Origin of the sequence: Dankookia sp. P2, assembly GCF_050632255.1 — a bacterium.
Taxonomy (GTDB): domain Bacteria; phylum Pseudomonadota; class Alphaproteobacteria; order Acetobacterales; family Acetobacteraceae; genus Paracraurococcus.
This window is the reverse complement of record NZ_CP192581.1, coordinates 445753-468107: the sequence shown is the minus strand read 5'-3', so window position 1 is coordinate 468107 and position 22355 is coordinate 445753. Positions and strand designations below refer to the sequence as shown.

Genomic DNA, 22355 nt, shown 5'->3' with positions numbered 1-22355 from the left:
TCTCCTCGAGGGACCGTGGTGGTGGGCGCAATCTGGCGCGGGGCCGGGGTCCCGCAACGGGCGGCGGATGCGAAAACGGCCGGGAAGAACCCGGCCGCTTCCGTCGCAACAGCAGGCGTGAACGGCTCAGGCCGCTTCCTGTTCCTGGTCCGCCGCCGGGTCGCGGCGGGGGCGTGGGATCGGGATCAGCATGAAGGCGGGGACGGCATCGCCGAAGCCGCGCACTGCCGGGCCGAGATCGTCGCGGTCGCGCCGCCTGTGGTCGTCGCGGTCGCGGCCGCGGGCCATCGGCGCGCGGTCGCGCTCGTAGTCACGGGCCGGGGTGGCGGGGCGGTCGCGCTCGAACCGGTCCGGGCGCTCGCCTTCGACCCGCTCGGGGCGGTCACGACCGCCACGCTCGAGGCGGGCGCCGCGCTCGGGCCGGTCGCCCCGCGCCGGGCGGTCACGGTCGCGCGGCGGGCCGCCGCGGTCGCGCTCCGGCCGGGCGGGACGCTCGGCCGGCTCGGCCTGGGAAGCAGCGACATCCCGCTCCGGGCGGGCCGGACGCTCGCCGCGCTCCGGGCGCCGGTCGCGGCCACCCCGGCCGGCGTCCCGGCTGCTGCCGCGGGCCGGGCCGCCGCGGCCACGGCCCTTCGGCCGCGCCGCCGCCTCGGCGATCTCCTCGGCGCTGACCGGGTCGAGCCCCTCGATCTCGATGCGCGGGATCGGCCGTCCCGTCAGCTTCTCGATCGCCGCGACGTTGCGGGCGTCGTCCGCCGTGGCGATGGTGAAGGCGGCGCCCTGCCGGCCAGCCCGGCCGGTGCGGCCGATGCGGTGGACGTAATCCTCGTCGCGGAAGGGCACGTCGAAGTTGAACACATGCGACAGCCCGCCGATGTCGATGCCGCGCGCCGCGACATCCGAGCAGACCAGCAGCTGCAACTCGCCCGCCTTGAACTTGGTCAGGGTGGCGAAGCGGAGTCGGCTGGTCCATGTCGCCATGCAGCGCGCCGACCGAGAAGCCGTGCCGCTTGAGCGACTTGTAGAGGATGTCGACCTCGGTCTTGCGGTTGCAGAAGATCAGCGCGTTCTGCACCTGCTCCCGCCGGATCAGCCGCCGCAGCGCCTCCCGCTTGTCGAGTTCCCGGGTCCAGAGCAGGCCGGCGGTGATCGTCGTCGCCACGCTGGCGGGCGCGGAGACGCTGATCTCCTTCGGGTTCTGCAGGAAGGCATCGGCCAGCTTGCGGATCTCGGGCGCCATGGTGGCCGAGAAGAACATGGTCTGCCGCATCGGCGGCAGCATGGAGACGATGCGCTCCACGTCCGGGATGAAGCCCATGTCCAGCATGCGATCGGCCTCGTCGATGACGAGCACCTTGCAGTCGGCCAACAGGATGCGGCCGCGGTCGAACAGGTCGAGCAGCCGGCCCGGCGTGGCGATCAGGACGTCGACGCCCTTCTCCAGCACCGCGCGCTGGTCGTTCATGCTCTCGCCGCCGATCAGCAGGGCGTGCACCAGGTTGAGGTGCTTGCCGTACTTCACGGAAATTCTCGGCGACCTGCAGCGCCAGCTCGCGCGTCGGCTCGAGGATCAAGGACCGCGGCATGCGCGCCTTGGCCCGGCCGGAGGCGAGGATGTCGAGCATCGGCAGCGTGAAGCCGGCGGTCTTGCCGGTGCCGGTCTGGGCGCACCCCAGCACGTCGCGGCCCATCAGCACGATCGGGATGGCCGCTTCCTGGATCGGCGTCGGCGTCACGTAGCCGGCTTCGGTCACCGCGCGCAGGATGGGCTCGGACAAGCCGAGATCGGCGAAGGTGACGCGCGGGGCGGCGGCCTCGGCGGAGTCCTCCTCCTCCGGCTCGTCCTCCTCATCTTCCTCCTCGGCCGCATCAGTGTCGGCCTCGGCCACGATGGCGGCCGGCTCCGGCGCCGGCATGGCTGCGGCGGCAGGGGCCGCCTCGGGTTCGCTTGCTGGCGCGGATGCGACCTCGTCCGCCGGGGCGGCGCCGATCTCCTCCGCCGGCGCGGCCTCGATGGCCGCCTCCGCGACCGGCAGAGCGGCCGGGTTCTCGGTGGCGTCGTGCTGGATATCGGCGGCCGCTTCGGCGGGCCGGTCGGAGGTATCGGTCAAGTGCGGTCGGTTCCTTCGCCGGGACAGCGGCGGCATGGCGGCCGGTTGCGAGGGCGCAAGGGCCGAAAACCGACGCCCGGCATGCCGAATCAGAAGGCCGCCGTTCCAGGTCCGGCCGCCATATGCGCTTTTGGGGCCGGGAAATCAAGCATCGCCATGGATTGTGCCGGGCCGACGCGACGATTAAGGGCACCCGCCATGCCCGCATCGCCCAGCCTGCTCTTCCTGCCCGGACTGCTCTGCGACGACCGGCTCTGGCGCGACCAGCTGGCGGCGCTGCGGGGCGGGATGGAATGCCTGGTCGCCGACGCCACGCAGGACGACAGCCTGGCCGCGATGGCCGCCCGTGCCCTGGCCGCGGCGCCGCCGCGCTTCGGCCTGGTCGCCCTGTCGATGGGCGGCTACCTGGCCTTCGAGATCCTCCGTCAGGCACCGGGGCGGGTGGACCGGCTGGCGCTCTTCGATACCTCGGCCCGTCCCGACACCCCGGAACAGGCTCGCCGCCGCCGCGGGCTGATCGGGCTGACCCGCACCGGGTTGTTCAAGGGCGTGACGCCGCGACTGCTGCCGCAGCTACTGCATCCCGACAACATGGCCCGGCCGGTGGCAGCCGAGGTGACAGCCATGGCGGAGCGGGTCGGCCGCGACGCCTTCCTGCGGCAACAGGCCGCGATCCTCGGCCGCCCCGACAGCCGGCCCGACCTGCCCGGCATCCGGGTGCCGACCCTGGTCGCGGTGGGGGAGCAGGACGTGCTGACCCCACCCGATCATGCGGCGGAAATGGCTGCCGGCATCCCGGGCGCCGTGCTCCACCGGATCCCCGGCTGCGGGCACCTGCCGCCGATGGAGGCCCCGGCGGCGACCACGGCCTTGCTGCGGGGCTGGCTCGGCCGCTAGCCCGGCAGCCCACGCCCCGGGCGCCGCCGCGCGGGACGACGGCGGTTCAATCCGGCAGGCAGCGCACTGCCTCAGGCCGCGCCAGCGCCTCCGCCGCGCGGGTGCCGGGCGGGCAGGGGGCCTGGCGATGCGCCGGCGGCGGCAGGCCGCGATCCCAGCCGCGCGTCGCGCCGTCGCCCGCCGCCATCCGGCACCGTCCGCCCTGGCCGCGCACCGGCATCCCGCCATGTGGGCAGAGGAAGCGCCGCGCCGCCTCGACCGAGGCGGCATCGGGCCGGGCCTCGACCGTTGCGGCGGCGACAGACAGCAGCAGCAGCAGGGCGGCGGGGGCGAGCGGGCGGCGCATGGGCGCCCGCATCCTGGCACGCCGGTTTGAATCCCGCGCGGCTTCAGGGCATCGTTGCGTCAGGGAGTAAAGATAATGTCCAAGATCGAACGCCGCGCCATGCTGACCGGCATGGCCGCCCTGCCGCTGGCCATGCCCCGCCTGGTCCGCGCCCAGCCTAGGCCCATCCAGATCGGCCTGCTCAGCGACATGAGCGGCCCCTTCCGCGATGTCGGCGGCCCCGGCAACCGGGTGGCCGCCGAACTCGCCATCCAGGATTTCGGCGGCAGCGTGCTGGGGCGGCCGGTCACCACGCGCCAGGCTGATGGCCAGAACCGCGCCGATGTCTCGGCCGGGCTGGCGCAGGAATGGATCGACAACCTTGGCGTCGACGTGCTGGTGGATGGCGCCGCCAGCTCCTCCGGCCTGGCGATCCAGGAGGTCTGCCGCGAGAAGAAGCGGATCTACCTGATCACCGGCCCGGCGACCTCGGACGATGACCGGGGCGAAGTGCTCGCCCTACGGCATCCACTTCGGCTTCGACACCTACGCCTTGGCGCATGGCACCGGCACGGCCCTGACGAAGTCCGGCGGCGACAGCTGGTACTTCATCACCTCCGACTACGCCTTCGGCCATGCGCTGGAACGCGACACCATGGCGGCGGTGCGGGCGGCGGGCGGCAAGGTGCTCGGCGCGGTGCGGGCGCCGCTCAACAATGCCGACTTTTCCTCCTTCCTGATCCAGGCGCGCGCCTCGGGCGCCAAGGTGATCGGCTTCGCCCTGGCCGGCACCGACTTGCAGAACTGCATCAAGCAGGCCGCGGGATTCGGCCTCACGCGCGGCGGCGCACGGATCGCCACGCTACTGGTGCAGGTCACCGACCTGGTCGCGCTGGGGCACAAGACCTGCGAGGGAATGGTGCTGACCGACAGCTTCTACTGGGACCAGTCGGAGGCGACGCGCGCTTGGTCGCGGCGGTACATGGCGAAGATGACCACCCCGCCCGGGCTGCAGCATGCGGCGGTCTATACCGGCGTGACGCATTGGCTGAAGGCGGTGCAGGCGGCCGGCGGCACGGATGCCGATGCGGTCGCAGCGCAGATGAAGGCGATGCCGGTGAACGACATGTACAACGAGAATGTCCGCATCCGCGAGGATGGCCGCACCCTGCATGTCATGCACCTGTGGGAGGTGAAGCGGGAGGCGGAGGCGAAGTACAAGTACGACTTCTGCAAGCTGCTGACCGACATCCCGCCCGACCAGGCCTGGCGGCCGCTGAGCGAGGGCGGCTGCCCGCTGGTCAAGCGCCTGAGGGAGCCCGCCCGCACCCGGCGCGTTTCTCACCGGCGCGGTCCCGGCGACCGCGCCGGAGGTGGCAGGATGGACGGGATGGATCTGCGGCGGCGACTGGGCTGGTCGGCCGCCGAAGCGAAGGTGATGGCGCGGGCCGCCCTGCTGCGGCGCCGGCAACCCGGCCTGGCCGCGGTGACGGCGGCGGATTGCTTGGCGCTGGGACGGCGGCCGGAGCGGCGACTCGAGCCGCTGCGGCGCCGCCAGGGGAATGGGCCCTAGCACTGCGCCTGACCATTGGCCTGGTGCTCGGCTGCCTGCTGGCGGCGCCTGCCTCGGCGCAGCCGGAATGCGGGGCGCTGCGCGGCGGACGGCCGCTCGCCTACCGCAACCCGGCCTGGGGCTTCGGCCTCGACTACCCGGCCGGCTTCGTGCTCGACCCCGAAAGCATACCGCAGAACGGCGACAGCGTCCGCTTCTGGGCCGCCGGGCGGCGGGCCACCGCGGTGGTGACCGGCCTGCGCAACCCCGAGCACCAGTCGCTGGCGGCGGTGCTGGCCGAGGCCGAGCGCGACATTGGCGAGAATGGCCGGGGCAGCGTCACCTATCGCCGGGTCACCCGGGACTGGTTCGTGCTCTCGGGCTACCTGGCCGACCGCATCTACTACCGGCGCAGCTTCCTGGCGCGCGGCGGCGCGGTGATCGCCACGCTCTGGATCGAATTCCCGCGCGCGCTGAAGCCCTGCCTGGAGGCGGCGGTGGCGACCATGTCGCTGTCCTTCCGTCCGACCGGGCCCTGAGGCGGCCGCGGCTCAGACATCCACCTCCTCCACGTCCAGCTTCGCCGCATTGTCCTGGATGAAGCGGAAGCGTAGCTCCGGCTTCCGGCCCATCAAGGCCTCCATCAGCTCGGCGGTGGTCGCCCGGTCCTCCGGCGGCAGCATCACCCGCAGCAGGGTGCGCCGCTTCGGGTCCATGGTGGTCTCCTTCAGGGTCGCCGGCGGCATCTCGCCGAGGCCCTTGAAGCGGCTGACCTCGACCTTCTGGTTCGGCTTGAACTCGCGCTTCTGGATGCGGTCACGGTCGCGGTCGTCCATCGCGTAGACCGACTTGCCGGCCGCCTGCAGCCGGTAGAGCGGCGGCTGGGCCAGGAAGACCCGGCCCTGGCTGACCAGCTCGCGCAGCTCCTTGTAGAAGAAGGTCATCAGGAGTGCTGCGATGTGCGCGCCGTCCACATCCGCGTCGGTCATGATGACGATGCGGCCGTAGCGCAGGCGGGCAAGGTCGAAGCGGTCGCCGGCGCCGCAGCCCAGCGCCTCGATCAGGTCCTTCAGCTCCTGGTTCTGCCGCAGCTTGTCGGCGCTGGCGCTGGCGACGTTGAGGATCTTGCCGCGCAGGGGAGCACCGCCTGGGTCTCGCGGTCGCGCGCCTGCTTGGCGGAGCCGCCGGCGCTGTCGCCCTCGACCAGGAAGAGCTCGGTGCCGTCCACGCCTTCCCGGCTGCAATCCGCCAGCTTGCCGGGCAGGCGGAGCTTGCGGGTGGCCGACTTGCGCGGCGTCTCCTTCTGCTCGCGCCGGCGGATGCGGTCCTCGGCGCGCTCGATCGCCCAGGCCATCAGGTTGTCGGCGGTCTGCGGGTCGCCGGCCAGCCAATGGTCGAAATGGTCGCGCAGCGCGGCTTCCACCAGCCGCTGCGCCTCGGGGCTGGTCAGCTTCTCCTTGGTCTGGCCCTGGAATTGGGGGTCGCGGACGAAGACGCTGAGCATCCCCGCCATGCCGCCGAACAGGTCCTCGGCGGTGACGGTGGCTGCGCGCTTCTCCTTCTTCAGCTCGCCATAGGCGCGCAGCCCCTTCACCAGCGCGCCGCGCAGCCCGGCCTCATGCGTGCCGCCCTGGCTGGTCGGGATGGTGTTGGCATAGGTCGAGAGGAAGCCCTCGCCCTGGTCGAGCCAGGTGATCGCCCATTCGCAGCGGCCGGCGCCCTCGGGGAAGCTGGCCTCGCCGACATAGGGGGCGGGGACGACCTGGCTGCGGCCCTCGATCGCGCCGGCGAGGTAGTCCGCAAGGCCACCGGGGAAGTGCAGCGTGGCCTGGGCCGGCGTCTCGTCCTTCACCAGGGACGGGTCGCGGGACCAGCGGATCTCGACGCCGCGGTAGAGGTAGGCCTTGGAGCGGCAGAGCCGGTAGAGCCGCGCCGCCGAGGATTGCAGCGGGCCGAAGATCTCGGGGTCCGGCTTGAAGCGGATCGAGGTGCCGCGGCGGTTGTGGATTGCGCCGGCGTTCTTCAGCTTGCCGAGCGGCTTGCCGCGCGAATAGGCCTGGGTGAACAGCGTGCGGTCGCGCGCCACCTCGACCTCCAGTGTCTCCGGACAGTGCGTTCACCACGCTGCTGCCGACGCCGTGCAGCCCGCCCGAGGTGTCGTAGGCCTTGCCGGAGAACTTGCCGCCGGAATGCAGCGTGGTGAGGATGACCTCGAGCGCGCTCAGCTTCGGGAATTTCGGGTGCGGGTCGGTCGGGATGCCGCGCCCGTTGTCGCGCACCAGCAGCCAGTTGCCGGCTTCCAGCACCACCTCGATGCGGTCGGCATGGCCGGCCACCGCCTCGTCCATGGCGTTGTCGAGGATCTCGGCCGCCAGGTGGTGCAGCGCGTTGTCGTCGGTGCCGCCGATATACATGCCGGGCCGGCGCCGGACGGGCTCGAGCCCCTCCAGGACCTCGATGTCGCGGGCGGTGTAGGAGGCGGGCTCGGGCGCGCCGCCCTTCGGGGGCCGCTTGCCTCCGAACAGGTCGTTCATGTCTTGTTCCCCTGATCCCGCCACGATAGCCGCCTCGCCGCCCTCATACAATGCGCGAGGCGATTCGAGCTTGGGCGCGCCGATCCACGCTGCATTCCAACTTTCGATAGAAGTACCAACATGCGTTAACCAAATGTTTTGCTTTAATCGCTTTCTGCAACGCCGTCGCCGGCCTGTGCCAGGGAGGGCCGGACCAGGACGCGCAGCAGATGACTTGGCCGAGCGCCTATGAGCCATATCTTCTTGAACTGGTGAGCCGGGCCCGGCTCGCCCTGCTGGCGGAGGCGGCGCGGCGTGGCACCGGGCTGAATGGCGGGCTCGCGGCGGGCACAGTCGCTGCGGGACGCCAGGCCGCAGCGCGCCTTCAATGCGTTGCTGATCGATGCCTGGATGCTCGCGACCAGCACCTGCTCCCGCGCCGGGGTCAACCGCAGCGCGCTGGGCGACCGGATGGCGATGCTGGGCGGCGCGACCCTGAAGCTCGACCTCGTCACCCATCTGGCGGCCACCGGGCCGGTGGCGTTACGCCCTGACGGGCGGTGCCACGGGGAAGCTGATCCAGGGGCGCGGCGGCGACGACACGCTGGAGGTCGGGGCGGGGCGGACCGCTTCGGCGTCCTCGGCCGGGCCGACCGGGGCGACGCCATCACCGACGTCTCGACGGCCGCGGGCGACCGGCTGGATGTCGCGGCGCTCTTCCCGGCGGGCCGCATGGTGGTCGGGCGCCGCTCGATGCCGCCTCACTGCGGCTCCATCTGGGCAGCGGCATGATGCTCGTGCAGGTCGATGCCGATGGTGCCGGCGACGCCTCCGCGTCGCTGGCCCACAGGGCGGGCCGACCGGCACCGCCAGGCTGTCGGCCGCGGTGCTGATCGCCTGATGGCGGGGACGGCGGATGATTCCCCGCCGCCCCTCGCACGGCTCAGCGCGCGGTGTCGTGGTCCAGATGCGCCTCGATCATCCAGAGCATCTTATCGGTGGCGCGGGACTGCTCGGTCAGCAGGTCGGCGGTGTCGGCATCGCCGGCCTCGTCGGTCTGATCGATCCCGTCGCGGAGCGTCTTCGCCACCAGGGCGTAGCGGTCGGCCAGCGCCCTCACATGGTCCATCCCGGCATAGAGGTCGGTCGGATAGGGCGGCAGCCGGGTGGTCTTCGCCAGCACCTGGGTGGTGCCGCAGGCGGTGCCGCCGAGCTGGACGATGCGCTCGGCCAGGTCGTCCGTGCTGGTCTGCAGGGCGTTGTAGAATTCCTCGAACAGCTTGTGCAGCTCGCCGAAATGCGGGCCCTTGACGTTCCAGTGGGCCTGCCGCGTGGCGTTGTAGAGGTCGATGCCGTCGGCGAGGCATCCCTGCAGCACGCCGATCGAGACCTGCTTGGCATTGGTCTTGACGTCGTTGCGGGTCTCGTGGGTCTGGGCTTTCGCCATGCTCTTCTCCTCGGTCTCGTTCCGGCACGGATGCGGGGACCGAGACGTCTTTCGGTCGGTTCCCACGGGCCATGCTGGCAGCGATACGGGAGCGCACGACCGGGCTCCGGGAGGCATGACAAATCCGTGCGCGACGACCCGGCCGCGGCGGAGTTTGCCTCGGATCAGGCCGTGGGACGGAAACAGGCCGATATCGGAACAAGAGGGTCGATGAGAACCAAACCGTTCTGGTTCGATTTGCCTTTTATTTCACGTTAGAGTGTCTAAGGCTTCGGGCCCCAGCTAGTTATTGCGGAATTTTCGGACCCTCTGCTCGATTTTGAGCCGTCTCGCTCGTCGTCTTCCATTTGCACTTCGCAATATTGAGGAGAATTCGTATGATCGTGGACGGAACAAATGCCAGCGAGACGCTCACCGGCACCGCCGCCGACGACACCCTTACCGGCCTTGGCGGGAACGATACGCTGCGTGGCGGCGACGGCAACGATGTCTATGTCTTCTCCGGAGCCTTCGGCAAGGACAGCATCAGCGACACCTCGGGCACCGACCAGATCCGGTTCGCCGCCGACTACACGCCAGCAGCCTTCCGCCTGGTGCACCCGTGGTTCGGCAACGACCTGATCATACAGCAGGTCGGCGGCGACAACTCCGTCACCCTCAACAGCTACTTCAGCCCGGCATCCTTCGGCAGCGGGATCGTCGAGACGGTTCTTTTTACCGACTCCGGCACCGTCTGGAACCTCGCCGACGGCTCGGCCTTCCGCAATATCGGCTTCACCGGGACGAGCGCCGCCGAAACCATCCTGGCCTCGCCCGGCAACGACCTGCTGATCGGCCTCGGCGGCAACGACACCCTGCTCGGCGGCGACGGCAACGATGTCTACTTCGTCTCCGGTGCCTTCGGCCGGGATACGATCACCGAAACATCGGGTACCGATATCCTGGTCGTCGGCACCGACCGGACCGAGGCCGCCTTCCAGCTCACCCGCCCGAATTCTCAGCAACGACCTGATCATGCAGGCGGCCGGCGGGCAGAATGCGATCGAGTTCAACAACTACTTCGCCGCCAATTCGCAGAAGGTGGAGTTGGTCTATTTCCAGGCCACCGGGACGGTCTGGGACCTGTCGAGCGGTTCGCTCGTCATCCGCACCGGGCTGTTCGACTATGCCGGCTACAACGCCGCCTACCCGGAGGTCGCCCGGGCCGGGCTGGACGCCTATTCGCACTACGTCAACTATGGCTGGAAGGAGGGCCGCGATCCCTCGGCCAGCTTCGACACCACGCTCTACCTCCTGCAGAACCCGGACGTCGCGCGGGCCGGGCTCAACCCGCTCCAGCACTACCTGGACTACGGCCAGGCCGAAGGCCGGCCGGTGCACCAGGCGGTCGGCTTCGCCATCAACCAGGGTTTCGATTCTGCAATACTACCTGCTGTCCAACCCCGCGGTCGGCGCCGCCGGGGTCGATGCCTATGCGCATTGGCAGGCCTATGGCTGGCGCGCCGGAGCGAACCCGAACTACCTCTTCGACACCAAGTACTACCTGGCGCAGAACCCTGGCGTCGCCGCGGCGGGGATCGACCCGCTGCTGCACTACGACATCTACGGCTGGAGGGCAGGGGTCGATCCCGGGCCGAATTCTCCACACGAATGCCTATCTCGCGGCCAATCCGGACGTGGCGGCGGCCGGCATCGACCCCTTGCAGCACTACCTGCAATACGGGGTCTACGAGGGTCGGCCGCTGGGCTGAGGGCCTAGGGCACCACGTTGAGGAAGCGCGCCGCCTCCGGCGGCTCCCCGCCCCGGTGCAGCGCCGCCGCCCGGGCGAGCGCGGCGCGGTCCCAGTCGGTCCGCCGCGCCTCTTCCCGCAGGTGCTCGGTCCAGCTCTCGACGGTCCAGAGCTCGACCCAGCGCTCCGGATGCGCCACGTCCTCATAGAGCCGCCAGGTCGCCGCGCCGGAGCGCAGCCGGACCCGCCGCACCTCCTGCATCGCCCCGAGGAAGGCGTCCCGCGCCGTCGGGTCGATGCAGTAGCGCACCACCTCCAGCACCCGGCCGGAATGCTCGCCGAGCAGGGCGCGCAGCGCCGGGTCGGGGGCTTCGGCTCGGGCGCCGGGGCCGGGACGGCGGCGGCGGGGACGAGGGCCACGCTGTCGATCCGCCAGCCGCGCACCGCGACGGCGGCGACGGCGCCGAGCCCGGCCGCGGCACTCAGCGCCAGCGGCACGCCGAACCGCCCGCCGACCCAGCCGGCCAGCGCCGAGCCGAGCGCCATGACGCCGAAGAAGCTGAGCTGGTAGATGGCGATCGCCCGCGCCCCGCACCCAGCCCGGTGCCGCCAATTGGGCCGAGGCGCCGAGCGTGCTGCCGGCGGCGATCCAGGAGGCGCCGTAGAGCAGCATCCCGAGCGCCGCCGGCGCCCAATGCGTCGAGGCCGCCAGGATGCCCATGGCGGCGCAGATGCCGATCGAGGCCCAGAACACCATCCCGCTGCGGTCGAGCACCCCGCGCAGCGAGGGCAGGGCGAAGCCCGCCGCCACCGCCGACAGCCCCATGACGCCCAGCATCAGGCCGAAGGCCTGCGGGCCCAATCCCAATTGCTGCCGGACAAACAGCGGCAGCAGCCCCCAGACCGCGGCGCTGAACAGGAAGAAGGTGCAGGCCCTGAGGATCGCCGCCCGCATCGCCGGGCTGGCCGAGACGAAGCGCAGCCCCGCCCGCATGGCGGAAACCAGGTGCTCCTTCGGCATCCGGCCACGTGGCTCGGCCGGGCGGCGCCAGAAGACCAGCGCGACGATCAGCACCAGGAAGGCGGCGGCGTTCAGCACGAAGGCGGCCTGCGGCCCGGCCGCGGCGATGGCGAAGCCGCCGAGCGCCGGGCCGAGCGCGCGCGCCAGGTTGAAGCCGATGCCGTTCAGCGCGATGGCGCCGACCAGGTCCTCGCGCGGGACCAGCTCGTTGGTGGTCGCCGCCCAGGCGGGGAAGTTCATCGCGCTGCCGGCGCCGATCGCGAAGGTCAGCGCCAGCAGCCCCCAGGGGCCGAGCGACCCGGTCGCGGTCAGCGCCGCCAGGATCAGCGCCATGGCCAGCACCCAGGCCTGCGCGCCGATCAGGAAGATGCGCCGGTCGATGATGTCGGCCAGCGCGCCGGCCGGCAGCGCCAGCAGGAAGACCGGCAGCATCGAGGCGGCCTGGACCAGGGAGACCATCAGCGGCGCCGGGTCGAGGCTGGTCATCAGCCAGCCCGCGCCGGTGTTCTGCACCCACATGCCGATATTGCTGGCGAGCGTCGCCAGCCAGAGCGTGCGGAAGACGGCGTGGCGAAGCGGAAGGAAGGCGCGCGGCATCGGGAGTCGGAGAGGCATGCCGGGAGATAGGCATGGTCATGCCGGCTTCGGAAGCGAAACCCCCGCGACCTTGCGACGGGGCCGAAGCGCGCCCAACTGCCTTCCCATGGCCGAGCGCTTCCAGAGCTTCGCCGCCTTCTGGCCCCATTATCTGCGGGAGCATGCCCGGCCGGCGACGCGCGTGGTGCATGTCGGCGGCACCTGGGCCGCGGTCGCATTGCTGGCCGTCGCGATCCTGCGCGGCCCCTGGTGGCTTGCCCTGCTGGCGCCGGTGGTCGGCTATGGCTGCGCCTGGGTCTCCCACCTGCTGATCGAGCGCAACCGCCCCGCGACCTTCACCTACCCGGCCTGGTCGCTGCTGGGCGACCTGCGCCTCGCCTGGCTGGCGGCAACAGGGCGGCTCGGCGCCGAGCTGCGCCGGCAGGGACTGTAGGCCGCGGCGGATCGCCGGGTGGCGGCTGCCGACCCGCGGACAGGGAGGGCGGGGATTGGAGGGAACACGTCTCCCGCCCCGACCTTCAGAACTCGGCTTCCAGGTCCAGCTCGGTGATGCGCGCCTCCGGCTCCCGCCGGCCGGCCTCGATCCATTCGGCGACGTCGGGCCAGCCGAGGATGGTCTGCGCATAGGCCTCGCACACCGCGTCGAGCTTCACGTCATAGGTCCGGAAGCGCGTCACCACCGGCGCATACATCGCATCCGCCACGCTCCTCTCCGCCCCCAGCAGCCAGGGCCCGCCCCAGCGCCCCAGGCAGTCGCGCCAGATCCAGAGGATGCGCTCGATATCCGCCCGCGCGCCGGACCAGAGCGTGAATTCGGCACCATCGCGCGCAGGTTCATCGGCAGGGTGGAGCGCAGCGCGGCGAAGCCGGCATGCATCTCGCCGCTGATGGCGCGGCAGCGGGCGCGGGCCAGGCGGTCGGCCGGCAGCATCCGCGCCTCCGGCACCAGCTCGTTCAGGTATTCGGCGATCGCCAGCGTGTCCCAGAGCTCGGCGCCCTCATGCCGCAGGGAGGGGATCAGGATGGAGGAGGATTGCAGCAGCAGTTCGGCGCGCGAATTCGGGTCGTCGGCCGAGACCACCTCCTCCTCGAAGGCGATCCCCGCCATGCGGCAGAGCAGCCAGCCGCGCATCGACCAGGAGGAGTAGTTGCGGCTGCTGATCCGCAGCACCGCGAGCGCCGGGCGGGCTTCGGTGGGCGCGGCCGCGGCGGTCCTCCGGCGAGGTCTGCACGGCCATCGCGCCCTCCTCGGTCGGCGGTGATCATGCAGCCTAGCAGCGCTTTCGCAGTTGCGAAAAGGTGCCGCGCTGGCACCATGCGGGGCGGTGCTGGGCCTGAGGCGCAGCAGGGAGGCCGCCCCCGGGATGATCTACCACGCGCTGCAAGCCACCCAGGACCTGCTGAGCCCGATGCGGCGGATGGCGCGCGGCGGCGGCATGCTCGCCGGGCTCGACACGGCGCATCCCGCCTTTTTCCCGCTCCGGCAGATGCAGGCCGCGATGCAGGTCTTCGGCCATGCCGGCATCACCCATGCCCGGCCAGCCTTCGCCATCGGCCCGGTCCGCGTCGGCAACCGCCTGGTCGAGGTGGAGGAGCAGGTGGTCGCCGCGACGCCCTTCGCCAGCCTGCTGCATTTCCGCAAGGACGTGGACATCCGCCTGCCGCGGGTGCTGGTGGTGGCGCCGATGTCCGGCCACTTCGCCACCCTGCTGCGCAACACCGTGCAGGTGCTGCTGCAGGACCACGACGTCTACATCACCGATTGGCACAATGCGCGCGACGTGCCGCTCTCGGCCGGGGTCTTCGGGCTGGACGAGTTCACCGCCCACATCATGCAGTTCCTGCGGGCGATCGGCCGCGGCGCGCATGTCCTGGCGGTCTGCCAGCCGGTGGTCGCGGTGCTGGCCGCGGTGGCGGTCATGGCCGAGGACCGCGACCCCTGCTCGCCGCGCAGCATGTCGCTGCTGGCCGGTCCCATCGACACCCGGGTCAACCCGACCAAGGTGAACGAACTGGCCCAGGCGAAGCCGATCGCCTGGTTCGAGAGCACGCTGATCGCCAAGGTGCCCTGGCGCCACAAGGGTGGCGGCCGCCGGGTCTATCCCGGCGCGGTGCAGGTCGGCGCCTTCATGGCGATGAACCTCGAGCGCCACGTCCGGGCCCACCACGCCCAGTTCTGGAACATCCATGACGGCGACGCGGCGAGGGCGGCGATGCACCGGCGCTTCTACGACGAGTATTTCGCCGTGATGGACCTGCCGGCGGAGTTCTACCTGGAGACGGTGCGGAGCGTGTTCCAGGAGCACGACCTGCCGCTCGGCCGGCTGGCCTTCCGCGGCCGGAAGGTGCGGCCGGAGGCGATCCGCCGCACCGCCATGCGCTGACGGTGGAGGGCGAGAAGGACGACATCTGCGCCATCGGCCAGACCATGGCGGCGCTCGACCTCTGCCGCGGCGTGCCGGTGACGATGAAGCGGCACCACCTGCAGACCGGCGTCGGCCATTACGGCGTCTTCAGCGGCCGGCGCTGGGCGCAGCAGGTCTATCCGCGGGTGCGCGAGGTGATCCAGGCGAATGAGGGGTAAGGCTGCGCGGCCGTTGCTTCGCGCGGCCCGGGCTGATATAGGAAAATAAGCAATGTCGAAGCCTCGTCTCCGATGTCCCGCCGGGCCGATTTGAAAAGCTCAACTCCTCAATCGCAAAAGCGCGTCGGCTGGAAAGCCGCCGTGGCCGCGGCCTCGCCGGGATCGGGGCCGGACCGGCCTCACTATTCCTGAGCCGATTTGAGGCAGATCGGAGCCCGCTTCAAACCGCTCAGATCTCCGCCGCCGGTCCACCTCGACGCCGCCCGCCAGCGGTGTAGCCTGCCTCCCATGCAGCCCCTCTGCCTCACCTTCGACAACGGGCCGGAGCCCGAGGTCACCCCGGCGTCCTCGCCATCCTGGACAGGCGCCGGATCCCCGCAACCTTCTTCCTGGTGGGCGAGAAGCTGCGCGACCCCGCCCGCCGGGCACTGGCCGAGCGCATGCGAGCGGAGGGCTTCGCCGTCGGCAACCACACGCTCAGCCATGCCGCCCCGCTCGGCCGCCGCCCCGGGCCGGAGGCAGTGGCCGAGATCGAGGCCTGCGACGCCCTGCTCGGCGACCTGCGGGAGCCGGGGCGGCTGTTCCGCCCAAATGGCGATGGCTGGACGCTCGGCCCGCACCTGCTGAACCCCATGGCAGTGCGGCACCTCCAGGCCGGCGGCCATACCGTCGTGCTGTGGAACGCCATCCCGCGCGACTTCGACGACCCGGAGGGCTGGCCCGACCGCGCCCGCGCCCAGCATGCGGCGGCGAGCGAGCCCGTGCTGATGGTGCTGCACGACCTGCCGAACGGCGCCATGCGGCAAGCTCGACCAGGTGCTCGGCGGCTGGCAGGACCAGGGCGGTGGATTCCTGGCCGAGCCGCCCGAGGCCTGCGTGCCGCTCCGCCGCGGCGTCGCCCTACCCATGCTGGCCGGCTACGTATCGGCGGAGCCGCTGGCATGAGGCGCCGCGCGCTCCTCGCCGCCGCGGCGGCGCTGCGCTTCCGCCTCGGCCCGCGCCGCGGACTGGCCGGACCGGCCGCTGCGCCTCATCGTGCCCTTCGCCGCCGGGACCACCACCGATATCCTGGCGCGGCTTTGTGCCGCCGCGCTGACTGCGGGCCTCGGCCAGCCCGTGGTGGCGGACAACCGCACCGGCGCCGGCGGGGTGGTCGGCACCCAGGCGGTTGCCCAGGCGGCGCCGGACGGGTACACGATCCTGTTCGGGACCAGCGGCACCATGGCGACCAACCCGGTCATCATGGCCGCCATCCCCTACGACCCGCTGCGCGACTTCGGCGCCGATCTGCAGCTATGCCAAGACCTCGGTCATCCTCGGCGTCCGGCCGCAACTCGGCGTCACGGACCTGGCCGGATTCCTGGCGCTGGCGCGGCAACGGCCGGTTTCAGTCGGCACCGCGGGCACCGGCACCACCGGCCACCTGACCACCGCGCTGATCGAGATGCGCAGCGGCCTGCCGCTGACCCACGTGCCCTACCGCGACGGCTCGCGCGCCGTGGCGGACCTGCTGAACGGCACGCTGGATGCCATGGTCTACCACCCACTCGGCTTCCTGCCGCATATCCGCGCCGGGACGATCCGGCCGCTGGCGGTGACCGGCGCGGCGCGCCACCCGCTCTTCCCGGAGGTGCCGACCCTGGTCGAGATCCGGCCTGGCCGGGGCGGTGGTGGAGGGATGGTGGGCGCTCTATGCCCCGGCCGGCACGTCGGCGCCGGTCGTCGCCCGGCTGAACGCCCTGGTGAACGCCTCGCTCGCCGAGCCGGCGACGCGGGCGGAACTGGAGCGACAAGGGCTGGAGGTCATGGGCGGCACGCCGGAGGAACTGGCAGCCCTGTCCCGGGCGGAGCTGGCGAAGCAGCGCGAGATCGCCCAGGCGGCCAGGATCACCGCGGACTGAAGGCTTGGGGTCAGCGCCCCTCGCTTCGCCGTGGGGCAGCCTTTCCGGTTCAGCGCTTGTTGGCCTTCAGGCGCCCGTCCCGCGCCGGGTTCTTCACCTTGCCCTTGCCGGTCGGCTCGGAATCCTCCCGCCGATGGGTGGTGCCGAGCGAGATGCCGCGGTCCCGATTCTGCTTGAGCCGCCCGTCGCGGCCCGGATCCTTCACCCGGCCCTGGCCATTGTCCTCGTGCCGGTGGTCCTCTGTCTGCATGGCGGTCCTGCGGCTCCTGCTGCGGTGCTGGCATGGGAACGCTGCTGGACCGATTCGTTCGCCAGGGCCGCGGAAATGTCAGGCCCTTGCGGGCGGATCGTTGTGCGCCCTGTCGCTCAGGGCAGCAGCCCGCCCGCCTCGGACCAGAGCCGCTGGACGATCTCGCCCGCCGGCTCGGCCCGGGCCAGCGCCGCGCCCTGGCCGGCCCAGGCCTGCATGCGGGCGGCATCGCCGGCCGCCTCCGCCGCCGCCCGGACCTTGACCATCAGCGCCCGCTGCACCGGATAGGGCGCCGGGCGGAGATCGCCGGCGAAGGCCTCGGTGACCCGGTTGCGGATGCCGCGCGCCAGGCGGCCGGAGAAGCCGCGGGTCAGAACGGTGTCCTCCGGCGCGGTCGCCGCGATGGCCGCAGACCAGGCCGGGTGGATCGCCGCCTCCGGGCTGCGCAGGAAGGCGGTGCCGAGCTGCACCGCGCTGGCGCCGAGGGTCAGCGCCGCGGCGATGCCGCGCCCGTCCATGATGCCGCCGGCGGCGACGACGGGGATGCGCACCGCATCGGCCACCTGCGGCAGCAGGACGAAAAGCCCGACCTGGGAGGTCTCGGCCGCGGCATTCTCGAAGGTGCCGCGATGGCCGCCGGCCTCGGCGCCCTGCGCCACCACCGCATCGGCCCCGGCCGCCTCGGCGGCGCGGGCCTCGGCGACCGTCGTGGCGTTGCAGATCCAGGCGATGCCGCGCGCCTTCAGCCGCGCCACGACCTCGGGCGGGAAGAGCCCCATGATGGTCGAGGCGACCGGCGGGGCCAGCTCGACCAACGCCTCGCATTGCGCGGCGAAGTCCTGGACGAAGGGGCCGGGCCCGGGATCGGGCACCTCGGCGCCGGCCAGGGCGGCGAGCGTCTCGCGGACCTTCGCCTCATGTGCCGCGTCGCGCCGCGGCGCGGGCTCCGGCGCCCAAAGGTTCACCTGGAAGGCGCCGTTGCTGGCGGCACGGATTGCGCGGCCCAGTCGCGCATCTGCGCCGGGGAGGACATCAGCGCGCCGAGATCCGCCCATGCCGCCGGCCGAGGCGATCGCCGCGGCGAGGGGGCGCCGGGCAGGCGCCGGCCATGGGCGCCATCAGGATGGGGGCGCGCAGGCCGAAGCGCGCGCAGAAATCCTCGGCACGGCGGCGGGCGGTCATGCGGCGGCTCCCTGAAGGCGGGCCGGAATCGCGGCGATCGCGTCCAGCGCCGCATTGGCGAAGGCGAGGCGGATATGGCGATCCTGGCCGGGGCCGAAGAAGGGGCCGGGCAGGCAGAGCAGCCCGCGCTGGGCAGCCAGGCGCTCGGCCACGGCCAGGGCGTCCGGCCCGTCCTCCGGCACCCGGAGATAGGCGAAGTAAGCGCCGAGGCTGTCGAGCCGCCAGCCCGGCAGCTGCCCGACCGCGGCGCGGAAGCCGGCGGCGCGGTCGGCCATCAGGTCGCGGTTGCCGGCGCGCCAGTCCGCCAGGGCCGGCACGCCCCAGGCCAGCGCCGCCTGGGCCGGGCGGGCGGGGCAGATCTGCCGGGTGTCGAGCGCCTTCGCGAGCTCCGCCCTGAAGGCCGGGCCGGCGAGGATCGCGCCGACGCGGTGGCCGGGGACGCAATAGGCCTTGGAGAAGCTGTAGAGATGCACCACGCCGTCGCGCCAGGCCGGGTCCTGGAACAGCGCATGCGGCGGGGTGGCCGCCTGGGGCAGGAAGTCGCGGTAGGTCTCGTCCAGCACCAGCCAGGCGCCGTGGCGGCGGCAGAGCGCGGCGCAGGCCTCGATCACCGCGGGCGGGGTGACGGCGCCGGTCGGGTTATTCGGCGAGACCAGCACCAGGGCGCGGGCCCCGGCCGCCAGCAGCGGCTCGATCCGCGCCGGGTCGGGCAGGAAGCCGTCCTCGGCGCGGCAGGGCAGCGGGATGGCGGGGATGCCCTGCATCTCGAGCGCCATGCGGTGGTTGAAGTACCAGGGCACCGGCAGGATCACGCCGCCGCTGCCGCCGCCGGCGATCACCGCCATGGCCATGGAGAAGGCGAGGTTGCAGCCGGCGGTGATCGCGACGTCCGCGGGCTCGATCCGCGCGGCGTAGGCGGCGGAGGCATCGGCGGCGAGCGCCTCGCGCAGCGCTGGGTCGCCGTCGATCGGGCCGTAGCCGGCGGCGGCGCGGCCGCCGGCGGCCTCGGCCAGCTTCGCCAGCAGCTCCGGGTGGGGCGGGTAGCCCGGCACCGCCTGGGTCAGGTCGATCATCGGCCCGGCGGCGCCTGCATAGCGCGCCGCCCAGGCGCGGGCGGCGGGGATCGGCGGTTCGGCGGTGGCGCGGAGTCGGGGGAGAGGGACGGCAGGTCGGGCATGCGCCCGACCCTTTCACCTGGAGAGCTGGTCGTCCAGACGGGCTGCGGCGGGCTTCAGCCGCGCCCGGCGATGCGGCCGCGGGCCAGGGCGAGATTGCGGCTGCCCTCGGTGTTGCCGCCGCGCATGTAATGGCGTTCCGGCCGGTAGCGGTCCGGGCGGACCAGCCCGGCCAGGCCGGCGAGGCCGCGGCGGACTGCGCCGGGCAGCGAGGGGCGGCTGCGCGGGAGGAGGGTAATGCTGGAGTGAGAAGCCAGGGCCGCGAACATCGGGGACCTCAAATCTAATAGAGTATACTTTAAACTTTTCGTGTGGTCTGTCAACACGGAATCGTGAGGTTGGTCGCTTTTCCCGCGAGCGGACGGCTGCGCCGATCCCGTCCAGAGGGATAGGGCGGCGAATGCGGGATCGCTGTGCGATGCCACACAAGGCAGCAGCCCCGCCCGGGGTGGGGCGAGGCCGCCATGGCGGTCCGGTCAGGGGCGGCGGGCGGCGGCGCCGCCCTTCGGCCCGGCGGGGCAGGCGCCCGGGTCAGCCCCGGCGGATGACCTTCTTCTCCGCCAGAGCGGCGATCGCCGTGGCGTCGTAGCCGAGCTCGGCCAGCACCTCGTCGGTATGCTCGCCGAGCTTCGGCGGGTGGCGGTGGATGCCAGCCGGGGTCGCGGCGAAGCGGGTCGGCGGCTTCGCCATGCGCAGCGCGCCCTCGCTCGGGTGGTCCATCGGCTGGAACATCCCCACCGCCTTGAGATGCGGATGCTCCGGCACGTCCTCGATGGTCGAGAAGCCGGTGGCCGGGATGTCGAGCCGCTCGCAGACCGCCAGCCATTCGGCGGTGGTGCGGCCCAGGGCGATTGCCGCGACCGCGGCATAGACCTTGTCGATATTGGCGTTGCGCGTCACCGGGTCGTTGACGCCTAGCTGCTCGATCAGCTCCTCCCGCCCCGCCTCGGTGAAGAAGGCCCGCCAATGGGCCGCGGTATAGGGCAATAGGGTCATCCAGCCGTCCCTGGTGGGCGCCGGCTTGCGGTGGCGCAGGCGGGCGTAGCCGGGGGTGCCGATCGGCGGGTCGAAGGCATGGCCGCCCTGGTGCTCGACCGCGACGAAGGCCGTGATGGTCTCGAGCATCGGGACTTCCACCAGCTGCGCCTCGCCGGTGCGCTCGCGGTGCAGCAGCGCGGCGAGCACGGCCGAGACCAGCGCCATGCCGGTGATCTTGTCGGCGACGAGGGAGGGGACGAAGCGCGGCTGCCCGTCCTCCTCGCCGACGATGTCGGCGAGGCCCGAGGCGGCCTGGATGATCTCGTCGAAGGCCGGGCGGGCGCGATGCGGCCCGTCCTGGCCGAAGCCTGTGGCGACGGCGAAGACCATGCGCGGATTGAGCGCCTTGCACTCGTCGGGGCCGAAGCCGAGCCGCGCCATCCCGGCGGGTCGGATATTGGTGACCAGCACATCGGCGGTCGGGATCAGCCGGCGCAGCACCTCGGCGCCCTCCGGCGTCTTCAGGTCGAGCGCGACGGAGCGCTTGTTGCGGTTCACCCCGAGGAAGACCGAGGCCATGCCGCGGTTGCGGAAGACGCCGGAGTTGCGCACGAGGTCGCCGGTCGGGGTCTCGATCTTGATCACCTCGGCGCCCCAGTCGCCGAGCGTCTGGGTCGCCAGCGGCCCGAGCACCACGGCGGTGAGGTCGAGCACGCGGATGCCGGCGAGCGGCCCGCTTGCGGCGGTGGTCGGGCCGGCGGGCGCGCTCATGCGCGGCCACCCCGGGCCCTGTGGCAATGCGGCACCATCCTCGCTTCGCTCCCCGTCCTGCTGGGCGGCCCCGACCGGCAGAGCGGAAGGGGCCACGCTGGGGGCGAGGCTAAAGCAGGCGGCGCCGCGCGGAAGCGCCCCGCGGTGACCGGCTCAGGCGACCGGCAGGATGTGCTCGAGCGGGATCCGGATGCTGCAGCGCAGGCCGAGCGCGGTGAAGTCCAGCCGGCCGGAGCCGCCTAGCTCATAGGCCAGGCTGCGCTCGATCACCGTCAGGCCGAAGCCGCGCCGGGTCGGCGGTGCCGCCGGCGGGCCGCCATGCTCGGCCCACTGCAGCACCAAGCCGGACTGGGTGCGACGCCATCGCAGCGTCACCGTGCCGTCCGCGACCGACAACGCGCCGTGCTTGGCGGCATTGGTCGCCAGCTCATGCAAGGCGAGGCTGAGCGACATCGCCGCCCGCGGCCGCAGCACCAGGTCGCGGCCGTTGGCGGCGACCCGGCCGCGGCCCGGCCCGTCGGCATGCGGGCCGAGTTCCTCGGCGATCAGCGGGCGCAGCCTGGCACCTTCCCAGCGGCTGGCATGCAGCAGGTTGTGCGCCGTTGCCATCGCGTGCAGCCGCGCCTCGAAGTCGCGGACGAAGGCGTCGCCATCGAGCACGCCGCCGGCGGCGCGGCGACGGCTGTGGCGCAGCAGGGCCTGGATATTGGCCAGGATGTTCTTCAGCCGATGGTCCAGCTCGGCCATCACGAAGGCCTGGTGCGAGCGCGCCGACTGGCTTTCCGCCGTCCGCGCCTCGGCCTGCGCCAGCGCGGCCTCCAGCCAGGCGGTGCGGAGCCCGGTGGCGGCGGCGATCTCCGCCCGGCTCCAGCGCGGCGCCGTGGCCGGGCGCAGCCAGATCGCCCAATCGCGTGGCGCGCGCGGCAGGGAGATCGCGAGCAGCCGGCCGCGGAGCGGCGCTTCGGCCGGCAGCCTGTCGAGCACCAGCACCCCCGGCGCCTGCCGCTCCTCCAGCCATCCGAACAGGTCCCCGGTCACCGGTGGGGACGGTGCTTGCCCGAGCTGTTCGGGCTGGCCGTTCAGGCGAAGTGCCAGGCCCGCGTCTGGCACCGCCCGGGCAAGGGCGGCACGGTCGTGGGCAAGGCTTGCGGGTGCCGCATCGCCCCGCAGCAGCGCGACGACCGGATCACCGGGCGGCTCCGGCGGCGCGACCGGCCAGGCCAGGTCGAGGGGGCCGCATGGCTGCGGGACCGGGCGAGGCCGAAGGCGCGCTCATCGGCGTAGTCGGCAGAGAGACTGACGCAGCCAGCCCGCTGCGGCG

At 72.3% G+C, this 22355-nt stretch carries 21 protein-coding genes and 6 pseudogenes; 13 read left to right on the top strand and 14 right to left on the bottom strand.

From position 1 onward, the window contains the following. Window positions 1-126: 126 nt before the first annotated feature. Window positions 127-2147: pseudogene (locus ACQ86J_RS02655) on the bottom strand (DEAD/DEAH box helicase). Between the two features lie 45 nt (window positions 2148-2192). On the opposite strand from ACQ86J_RS02655, the gene ACQ86J_RS02650 reads away from it, so the two are divergent. Next, the gene (locus ACQ86J_RS02650; protein WP_431269914.1) at window positions 2193-3008 is read left to right on the top strand and encodes an alpha/beta fold hydrolase; all 816 of its coding nucleotides are present in this window, start codon (window positions 2193-2195) and stop codon (window positions 3006-3008) included. 46 nt (window positions 3009-3054) lie between these two features. On the opposite strand, the gene ACQ86J_RS02645 is transcribed toward ACQ86J_RS02650, so the two are convergent. Continuing rightward, entirely contained in the window at window positions 3055-3354 is a 300-nt protein-coding gene (locus ACQ86J_RS02645; protein ID WP_431269913.1) for a hypothetical protein, read from the bottom strand. Window positions 3355-3429: 75 nt separating this feature from the next. Between ACQ86J_RS02645 and ACQ86J_RS02640 the strand changes: the two are divergent. From ACQ86J_RS02640 to ACQ86J_RS02630, 3 genes and pseudogenes are all read left to right on the top strand, one after another. Further along, window positions 3430-3762: pseudogene (locus ACQ86J_RS02640) on the top strand (ABC transporter substrate-binding protein); the annotation flags it as partial. Window positions 3763-3829: 67 nt separating this feature from the next. Beyond that, window positions 3830-4906, top strand: a complete 1077-nt coding sequence (locus tag ACQ86J_RS02635; RefSeq protein ID WP_431269912.1) for an ABC transporter substrate-binding protein — start codon at window positions 3830-3832, stop codon at window positions 4904-4906. A 23-nt stretch (window positions 4907-4929) separates the two neighbouring features. Further along, the gene (locus tag ACQ86J_RS02630) at window positions 4930-5424 is read left to right on the top strand and encodes a hypothetical protein (RefSeq protein ID WP_431272792.1); all 495 of its coding nucleotides are present in this window, start codon (window positions 4930-4932) and stop codon (window positions 5422-5424) included. A gap of 12 nt (window positions 5425-5436) precedes the next feature. Here ACQ86J_RS02630 and parE read toward each other — a convergent pair. Continuing rightward, window positions 5437-7419: pseudogene (gene parE, locus ACQ86J_RS02625) on the bottom strand (DNA topoisomerase IV subunit B). A gap of 309 nt (window positions 7420-7728) precedes the next feature. Here parE and ACQ86J_RS02620 point away from each other — a divergent pair. Then, window positions 7729-8190: a hypothetical protein gene (locus ACQ86J_RS02620; protein ID WP_431269911.1), complete on the top strand. Its 462-nt coding sequence runs from the start codon at window positions 7729-7731 to the stop codon at window positions 8188-8190. A 151-nt stretch (window positions 8191-8341) separates the two neighbouring features. On the opposite strand, the gene dps is transcribed toward ACQ86J_RS02620, so the two are convergent. After that, complete coding sequence (gene dps / locus ACQ86J_RS02615; RefSeq protein ID WP_431269910.1) at window positions 8342-8845, bottom strand: DNA starvation/stationary phase protection protein Dps; 504 nt, start codon at window positions 8843-8845, stop codon at window positions 8342-8344. Window positions 8846-9228: 383 nt separating this feature from the next. Here dps and ACQ86J_RS02610 point away from each other — a divergent pair, with 383 nt between their 5' ends. Further along, entirely contained in the window at window positions 9229-10596 is a 1368-nt protein-coding gene (locus ACQ86J_RS02610; RefSeq protein ID WP_431269909.1) for a calcium-binding protein, read from the top strand. Window positions 10597-10600: 4 nt separating this feature from the next. Here the strand turns inward: ACQ86J_RS02610 and ACQ86J_RS02605 are convergent, their stop codons facing one another. After that, window positions 10601-12211 (bottom strand): MFS transporter, encoded by a 1611-nt coding sequence (locus ACQ86J_RS02605; RefSeq protein WP_431269908.1) that lies wholly within the window; start codon window positions 12209-12211, stop codon window positions 10601-10603. Between the two features lie 88 nt (window positions 12212-12299). Here ACQ86J_RS02605 and ACQ86J_RS02600 point away from each other — a divergent pair, with 88 nt between their 5' ends. Then, the gene (locus ACQ86J_RS02600) at window positions 12300-12626 is read left to right on the top strand and encodes an Mpo1-like protein (protein WP_431269907.1); all 327 of its coding nucleotides are present in this window, start codon (window positions 12300-12302) and stop codon (window positions 12624-12626) included. Window positions 12627-12711: 85 nt separating this feature from the next. Here the strand turns inward: ACQ86J_RS02600 and ACQ86J_RS02595 are convergent, their stop codons facing one another. Both ACQ86J_RS02595 and ACQ86J_RS02590 read right to left on the bottom strand, forming a co-directional pair. Continuing rightward, the gene (locus tag ACQ86J_RS02595) at window positions 12712-12942 is read right to left on the bottom strand and encodes a glutathione S-transferase C-terminal domain-containing protein (protein WP_431272714.1); all 231 of its coding nucleotides are present in this window, start codon (window positions 12940-12942) and stop codon (window positions 12712-12714) included. Next, on the bottom strand, window positions 12867-13364 hold the full coding sequence (locus tag ACQ86J_RS02590) for a glutathione S-transferase N-terminal domain-containing protein (protein WP_431269906.1): 498 nt from the start codon (window positions 13362-13364) through the stop codon (window positions 12867-12869). The genes ACQ86J_RS02595 and ACQ86J_RS02590 overlap by 76 nt, the downstream gene beginning before the upstream one ends. A 193-nt stretch (window positions 13365-13557) precedes the next feature. On the opposite strand from ACQ86J_RS02590, the gene phaZ reads away from it, so the two are divergent. The 6 genes and pseudogenes from phaZ (at window position 13558) to ACQ86J_RS02560 (ending at window position 16678) form a co-directional block, all read left to right on the top strand. After that, window positions 13558-14577, top strand: coding sequence for a polyhydroxyalkanoate depolymerase (gene phaZ / locus ACQ86J_RS02585; RefSeq protein WP_431269905.1), 1020 nt, complete (start codon window positions 13558-13560; stop codon window positions 14575-14577). Between the two features lie 2 nt (window positions 14578-14579). Then, on the top strand, window positions 14580-14777 hold the full coding sequence (locus tag ACQ86J_RS02580) for a hypothetical protein (protein ID WP_431269904.1): 198 nt from the start codon (window positions 14580-14582) through the stop codon (window positions 14775-14777). A 392-nt stretch (window positions 14778-15169) separates the two neighbouring features. Next, window positions 15170-15307 (top strand): annotated as a pseudogene (locus tag ACQ86J_RS02575) (polysaccharide deacetylase family protein); the annotation flags it as partial. Between the two features lie 505 nt (window positions 15308-15812). Continuing rightward, window positions 15813-15995: pseudogene (locus ACQ86J_RS02570) on the top strand (tripartite tricarboxylate transporter substrate-binding protein); the annotation flags it as partial. Beyond that, window positions 15946-16368 (top strand): annotated as a pseudogene (locus ACQ86J_RS02565) (tripartite tricarboxylate transporter substrate-binding protein); the annotation flags it as partial. The pseudogenes ACQ86J_RS02570 and ACQ86J_RS02565, both read left to right, overlap by 50 nt. Window positions 16369-16444: 76 nt before the next feature. Further along, on the top strand, window positions 16445-16678 hold the full coding sequence (locus ACQ86J_RS02560) for a tripartite tricarboxylate transporter substrate-binding protein (protein WP_431269903.1): 234 nt from the start codon (window positions 16445-16447) through the stop codon (window positions 16676-16678). A gap of 49 nt (window positions 16679-16727) precedes the next feature. On the opposite strand, the gene ACQ86J_RS02555 is transcribed toward ACQ86J_RS02560, so the two are convergent. From ACQ86J_RS02555 to ACQ86J_RS02525, 7 genes are all read right to left on the bottom strand, one after another. After that, window positions 16728-16928, bottom strand: coding sequence for a hypothetical protein (locus ACQ86J_RS02555; protein WP_431269902.1), 201 nt, complete (start codon window positions 16926-16928; stop codon window positions 16728-16730). A 116-nt stretch (window positions 16929-17044) separates the two neighbouring features. After that, on the bottom strand, window positions 17045-17983 hold the full coding sequence (locus ACQ86J_RS02550; RefSeq protein WP_431269901.1) for an NAD(P)H-dependent flavin oxidoreductase: 939 nt from the start codon (window positions 17981-17983) through the stop codon (window positions 17045-17047). Next, on the bottom strand, window positions 17961-18110 hold the full coding sequence (locus ACQ86J_RS02545) for a hypothetical protein (protein WP_431269900.1): 150 nt from the start codon (window positions 18108-18110) through the stop codon (window positions 17961-17963). The genes ACQ86J_RS02550 and ACQ86J_RS02545 overlap by 23 nt, the downstream gene beginning before the upstream one ends. Continuing rightward, window positions 18107-19234 (bottom strand): aminotransferase, encoded by a 1128-nt coding sequence (locus tag ACQ86J_RS02540; RefSeq protein WP_431272713.1) that lies wholly within the window; start codon window positions 19232-19234, stop codon window positions 18107-18109. The genes ACQ86J_RS02545 and ACQ86J_RS02540 overlap by 4 nt, the downstream gene beginning before the upstream one ends. Before the next feature lie 107 nt (window positions 19235-19341). Continuing rightward, window positions 19342-19554 (bottom strand): hypothetical protein, encoded by a 213-nt coding sequence (locus tag ACQ86J_RS02535; protein WP_431269899.1) that lies wholly within the window; start codon window positions 19552-19554, stop codon window positions 19342-19344. Between the two features lie 262 nt (window positions 19555-19816). Continuing rightward, entirely contained in the window at window positions 19817-21034 is a 1218-nt protein-coding gene (locus tag ACQ86J_RS02530; protein WP_431269898.1) for a CaiB/BaiF CoA transferase family protein, read from the bottom strand. Window positions 21035-21187: 153 nt separating this feature from the next. Then, entirely contained in the window at window positions 21188-22204 is a 1017-nt protein-coding gene (locus ACQ86J_RS02525; protein ID WP_431272712.1) for a sensor histidine kinase, read from the bottom strand. Window positions 22205-22355 lie beyond the last annotated feature (151 nt).

Bases quoted from the DNA above. Each gene is read 5' to 3' on its own strand.
- ACQ86J_RS02650 (WP_431269914.1), top strand. From the start codon at position 2,193: ATGCCGAATCAGAAGGCCGCCGTTCCAGGTCCGGCCGCCATATGCGCT.
- ACQ86J_RS02645 (WP_431269913.1), bottom strand. From the start codon at position 3,354: ATGCGCCGCCCGCTCGCCCCCGCCGCCCTGCTGCTGCTGCTGTCTGTC.
- ACQ86J_RS02635 (WP_431269912.1), top strand. From the start codon at position 3,830: ATGACCGGGGCGAAGTGCTCGCCCTACGGCATCCACTTCGGCTTCGAC.
- ACQ86J_RS02620 (WP_431269911.1), top strand. From the start codon at position 7,729: ATGGCGGGCTCGCGGCGGGCACAGTCGCTGCGGGACGCCAGGCCGCAG.
- dps (WP_431269910.1), bottom strand. From the start codon at position 8,845: ATGGCGAAAGCCCAGACCCACGAGACCCGCAACGACGTCAAGACCAAT.
- ACQ86J_RS02605 (WP_431269908.1), bottom strand. From the start codon at position 12,211: ATGCCTCTCCGACTCCCGATGCCGCGCGCCTTCCTTCCGCTTCGCCAC.
- ACQ86J_RS02600 (WP_431269907.1), top strand. From the start codon at position 12,300: ATGGCCGAGCGCTTCCAGAGCTTCGCCGCCTTCTGGCCCCATTATCTG.
- phaZ (WP_431269905.1), top strand. From the start codon at position 13,558: ATGATCTACCACGCGCTGCAAGCCACCCAGGACCTGCTGAGCCCGATG.
- ACQ86J_RS02555 (WP_431269902.1), bottom strand. From the start codon at position 16,928: ATGCAGACAGAGGACCACCGGCACGAGGACAATGGCCAGGGCCGGGTG.
- ACQ86J_RS02550 (WP_431269901.1), bottom strand. From the start codon at position 17,983: ATGGGCGGATCTCGGCGCGCTGATGTCCTCCCCGGCGCAGATGCGCGA.
- ACQ86J_RS02545 (WP_431269900.1), bottom strand. From the start codon at position 18,110: ATGACCGCCCGCCGCCGTGCCGAGGATTTCTGCGCGCGCTTCGGCCTG.
- ACQ86J_RS02535 (WP_431269899.1), bottom strand. From the start codon at position 19,554: ATGTTCGCGGCCCTGGCTTCTCACTCCAGCATTACCCTCCTCCCGCGC.
- ACQ86J_RS02530 (WP_431269898.1), bottom strand. From the start codon at position 21,034: ATGAGCGCGCCCGCCGGCCCGACCACCGCCGCAAGCGGGCCGCTCGCC.